This is a genomic window from Roseofilum sp., assembly GCF_982964205.1.
The window spans coordinates 1-4862 of record NZ_CEZBFX010000194.1; the positions used below are offsets into that span (position 1 = coordinate 1).

At 47.2% G+C, this 4862-nt stretch carries 6 protein-coding genes; 2 read left to right on the forward strand and 4 right to left on the reverse strand.

Annotation, left to right across the window (positions count from 1 at the left end):
• Positions 1-78 precede the first annotated feature (78 nt).
• The 4 genes from leuD to AC3A14_RS24065 form a co-directional block, all read right to left on the reverse strand.
• Positions 79-666, reverse strand: a complete 588-nt coding sequence (gene leuD, locus AC3A14_RS24050) for a 3-isopropylmalate dehydratase small subunit (protein ID WP_318736152.1) — start codon at positions 664-666, stop codon at positions 79-81.
• Positions 667-774: 108 nt separating this feature from the next.
• Positions 775-2034, reverse strand: a complete 1260-nt coding sequence (locus AC3A14_RS24055) for a bifunctional folylpolyglutamate synthase/dihydrofolate synthase (protein WP_318736154.1) — start codon at positions 2032-2034, stop codon at positions 775-777.
• Positions 2024-2407 (reverse strand): hypothetical protein, encoded by a 384-nt coding sequence (locus AC3A14_RS24060; RefSeq protein WP_318736156.1) that lies wholly within the window; start codon positions 2405-2407, stop codon positions 2024-2026. Before AC3A14_RS24060 ends, AC3A14_RS24055 begins: the two co-directional genes overlap by 11 nt.
• A gap of 194 nt (positions 2408-2601) precedes the next feature.
• Positions 2602-3234 (reverse strand): ABC transporter ATP-binding protein, encoded by a 633-nt coding sequence (locus AC3A14_RS24065; protein ID WP_318736159.1) that lies wholly within the window; start codon positions 3232-3234, stop codon positions 2602-2604.
• A 124-nt stretch (positions 3235-3358) separates the two neighbouring features.
• Between AC3A14_RS24065 and AC3A14_RS24070 the strand changes: the two genes are divergently transcribed.
• Both AC3A14_RS24070 and AC3A14_RS24075 read left to right on the forward strand, forming a co-directional pair.
• On the forward strand, positions 3359-4327 hold the full coding sequence (locus AC3A14_RS24070; protein WP_318736162.1) for a Sll0314/Alr1548 family TPR repeat-containing protein: 969 nt from the start codon (positions 3359-3361) through the stop codon (positions 4325-4327).
• 64 nt (positions 4328-4391) lie between these two features.
• Positions 4392-4835 carry a DUF4112 domain-containing protein gene (locus tag AC3A14_RS24075; RefSeq protein WP_318736165.1) on the forward strand — a complete coding sequence of 148 codons (444 nt, stop codon included), beginning with the start codon at positions 4392-4394 and terminating at the stop codon, positions 4833-4835.
• The last annotated feature ends 27 nt before the right edge of the window (positions 4836-4862 follow it).

Here is a 4862-nt window from a genome sequence, read left to right on the forward strand (position 1 = left end):
CGGGCTGTAATGACGGAAATTCGTTAGAATTTCCCAGAGTGACAGAAGAGGGGTAAGTTGTGGCCAAGGCCTTTGGGTTCAAAACTTAAGATAAGGCAATTCGGCGGCTGTCGCACGAATAGAGTTTACTCCTTGCAGGAGTTGGCTGCAACTGTCCCATGTACCAGAGGTAAACATTTGTTGCGCTCCAGCACTAAGGTAAACGGGGCTGGAGTTGCCTTCCCAGGCTACAGTCAAGGTATTGAGATCTAGGGTAAGCTCCATTTGAGGATTAGCGGCGATCGCTGTTTGCAGGGTCTTGATTTGCTCGCTCGAAGCGGTGACACAAGGCAGTCCAATGGCGACACAATTACCAAAGAAAATTTCGGCAAAACTTTCACCGATAATGGCTTTAATCCCCCAACGGGCGATCGCCTGGGGAGCATGTTCGCGACTGGAACCACAGCCAAAATTACCATTCACGACTAGGATTTTCGCGTCTTGATACTGGGGTTGATCGAAGGGATGTTTGCCCTGGATTTGGGCACGATCATCCTGAAAAACAACTTCTCCTAAGCCATCAAATGTGACACAGCGGAGAAAACGAGCTGGAATAATGCGATCGGTGTCAATATCATCACCGATTGAGGGAATTCCTGGGCCAGAAATTAGTTGAATTTGACTCATAGTAAGAGGGGGAATCAGGAATAGGAAATAGGCAAGAGGAACAAGAATTTTAACGTTCTTTTGCACTGCTATAATAGGGCGTTACCTGGCTGACGATCAATAGACCTCTTACCTATGCAGGGAAAAATAATAACCCAACAGATATAAGGAACCCGAAAGCACAATTAACCCGGAAGAGTCTATGACGGCTGCATCTAAAGCATCTTGGAGATCTCGATAGGCGGCACAAGCGCTCAGGTTCGGTTGTAGAGTTTGGGCGAGTTCAAGCAGGGCTTCCGGGGAAGCACAATTGCTGTCGGGAACGGGGACAGTAAAGAGGAGATCGCCGGGGCGCAGCAGAATTTCAAAAATTTCTTGATGGGATTTGGTTGAGATCATTCCCATTACCCAATGAATGGAAGTCGTCTCTAAGCTATCGAGATAGTGGCGCAAAACCATCGCCGACTCTGGGTTATGGGCCCCATCAATCAGGATGCGCTGTTGTTTCCAACTACTCCATTCTAGGCGACCGGGCCATCGGGTATGGGCAATTCCCTGTTGGATGGCTTGAGGAGAAATCTGCCAGTCTGAAGGGGGTAGAGCTTGGATGGTGGCGATCGCCACAGCAGAATTTTGCAGTTGATGCGCTCCCACTAAGGGCAGTTGATACTCCAGATCGCCAAACCTCGCTCTTCCTCCCCCCAAATCTTCGGCAGCTCGAGGATAAAGAGCTGGGCAATTTAACTCTTGAATTCGTTGCTCAATCACCGTTTGTGCTTCTGGCTGGAGAGCGCCAATAATCGCTGGACAGTGGGGTTTGAGGATACCTGCTTTTTCCCGGGCAATATCCCCTAGGGTAGGCCCCAAGACTTGCCAATGATCCCAACCAATGGAGACAATAATCGAAGCTAAAGGGCGATCGCACACATTTGTCGCATCTAAACGCCCCCCTAACCCCACTTCCATGACCGCCACATCGCAACCCCTTTCAGCAAAATAGAGCCATGCAGCAGCCGTAAACACTTCAAACTGAGTGGGCAAATCTTCAGGATTGACCTGTTCTAAAACCAAAACCAAACTGTTATAGAGGTCTTCTGAGGCAATATTCTGACCATTAATACAAATTCGTTCCGTCCAATCTTGTAAATGAGGGGATGTATAGCGTCCCACTCGATAGCCCGCTGCCTGTAAAATCGACGAGATATAAGCACAAACTGACCCTTTGCCATTGGTTCCAGCCACATGGATAACTCGAACCCGATCCTGGGGATTCCCCAGACGAGCCAAGAGTTGCTTAATGCGATCCAACCCTAGATGAATCGCCGGATGTTGATGAGAGGGCAACAAATCGGCGATCGCCTGCCCCCATTGAGAAACCTTATTCTTCAAGTTGCAATCTCAAATTCACTGTTCCAGAAGGTCTAACATCACCGGGAGAGCGAAATAATCCTAAACCTTCCCCTACGATACTCTCTCTATACATGACATCCACCTTTTCATTGAGTCTCAATTGGGGAATCCCTCGAGATCTTCCCTGGGTCGATAAGCGCGGATCTGCCCGGTTTTCTAGGTCTGTATACAAACCCGGAAAATCTTGAGTGCTGCGACTCTCCACTGTTTGCAAAGAGTCTCCTTTCAAAGTCACCGCCTCATCTTGGGACAGAGCGGGAGCCGTGAATAAGGAAACCACTCCCCCCAAAGTCATCAGGGGTATAACTAGCCAGAACCCGATGGCGCTACGTCCTGCTAGGGAATCGGGCATACGGCATAGGGAATTGAGGGGGTGTACCTGCATTTTAGGATTCACAACTGTACTCCATAACTGTAAAGTCTTCATCTGTAACACTGAGGGATTCAGTCTAAAAATACCCATACTTACTATTATGGTGCGTTATGGAAAGCCTGAGCAAGCGATCGTTTATAAAGTCTTAATCTCCTCACTATCTCTTGCCAGCCCTAAAGCGTGACAGCCATTAATTCTCCCTGATTTAAATGCCAACAGCGATCGGCTAAACTGACTAACTCATCGGGATCGTGGGTGACAATCATCAAGGTCCAATGGGACTTAATTTTAGCTAACAATTGCACCAATTGCCGACGCATCGACCAATCTAAACCGGCGGTTGGCTCATCTAACATTAAAATACTCGGTTGACGGATTAATTGTACCGCTAAAGCTAAACGGCGCTGTTGCCCCCCACTCAAGGCATGGGGAGAGGTTTGCAACGACAGGCGATCTAAACCAACTTCCATCAGGGCTTCCCTAACCCGATCTACATCTAACTCTGGATGACCTAAACGCAACTCTTCCAGAATCGTACTGCCGCAAAAATGGCGTTCGGGAAACTGAAAGACTAATCCTGCCAATTGTTGCATATCCTCAGCAATTAACACTTGCTCGCGCCAGCGAATTTCTCCGGCTGTTGGATAAACTAAACCTGATAAAATTTCCATCAGAGTACTTTTTCCAGAGCCACTAGGGCCAATAATTAATCCGAGTTCTTGGGGGCCGAGTTCTAAATTAATGGCTTTGAGAACCGGGTGGGGAATAGCTGGAGGATGATAGCTTAAGTTGTTTAGATAGAGCATGGGGAGATGGGGGGATAGGGAGATAGAGGGATAGGGGGATGGGAACTTTTAATTCAAGATATATGATCGTATCGAGTATACTATCGGACTAGAGAGCGACTGACTGCTGTTGAGTTAAACTGCCATGAAAAACCAGCGTAACCTATTTAAATTTTGCTCCAGCTTGGCGATCGCCAGCTTACTGCACTTGAGTGTATTCACGCCTTCCCTACAAGCGGGCGATCCCTTCCGCGAACAAAATCCCCATGCCATTGGTGAGCATACGGAAGCTGCATTTAAGGCCCTTTTTATTGGCGGAGATTATCCCCAAGCGCAACAGTATCTACAACAGGCAAAGCAGAGGGAAGCCAACGATCCGATGCTTTATGCAATGATGGCTTCTCTAGCGTATATTGAACAAGACTGGGAGAAATTTGAAGAATATGCTCCCCAAACGGGTAAAGTGGCCAAGGCTTTAGTTAATGAGAACCCGTTACGGGGCAATTTATACATAGCAGTGGGTCATTTTATGGAAGGGGGTTATGCCTTAGCTAAAGATGGGCCAGTCAGGGGCGCAACCCAAGCATTAAGGGAGTTACAAGAAGCGCTAAAGTTTATTAACAAAGCGGAAAAAATCCGGTCGGACGATCCAGAATTAAATTTAATTAAGGGATACATGGACTTAATGTTAGCCGTGAATTTACCCTTTGCCGATCCGCAACAGGCGATCGCCCGTTTAGAAAATCTAGCCCGTCCCCAGTATCTCACCTATCGCGGCATTGCCATGGCTTATCGGGATTTAGGCAATTACAATAAGGCTCTTGAATATGTAAATTTAGCCTTATCTGAGACCCCCAATCATCCCGAAGTTCATTACCTCAAAGCACAGATTCTCAAACAACTCGAACAATGGCAAGCCGCCCAAGGCTTTTTTAATCAGGCCTTAGCTCGGCCGCAAATTTTACCCAAATATTTAGTCGCCCAAATCTTTTTTGAATCTTGTCAAAATCAGCGTAAAATTGATCGGAAACCGCGCAATTGTGATGCTCTACGCGACCCCATTAAAGAAGGCAATCAAACCTGGGGGCCGGAACGTTTACCCTCTTTAGATTAGCGCTACGCGCTAGTGATGGGTAATAGGGAATGGGTCAGAACGTTCTGTATTCATATTATTCATCATGAAACACAAAAGTTGGGAATCAGAAAGAGAACAGGGAAGCAAACGCTATCGTATTCAATGTCTGCGCCGTTTAAGTCAACTGCTCGATAATGCTCTACCTATTCCCGGCTTAAATTACCGCGTGGGAATCGATCCAATTATTGGCTTAATTCCTGGAGGTGGAGATATGGTGAGTGGGATCTTATCCGCTTATATTGTTCTGGAAGCAACTCGGTTTGGATTACCGAAAGAAACCCTAGGACGCATGGTGATTAATGTCCTCATTGATACCCTGACCGGAATTGTTCCCATTTTAGGGGATCTTTTCGATCTCACCTGGAAGGCAAATGCGATGAATGTGGAATTGCTGGAAGAACATTTACAAACCCCTAAATCCAGCGAAGCAGCCGATCGCGGCTTTATCATTGTCATGATTACAGCGCGAAGCGCGGTAAGCCGGTAAGCCGGTAAGCCGGTAAGAGGAAAACCA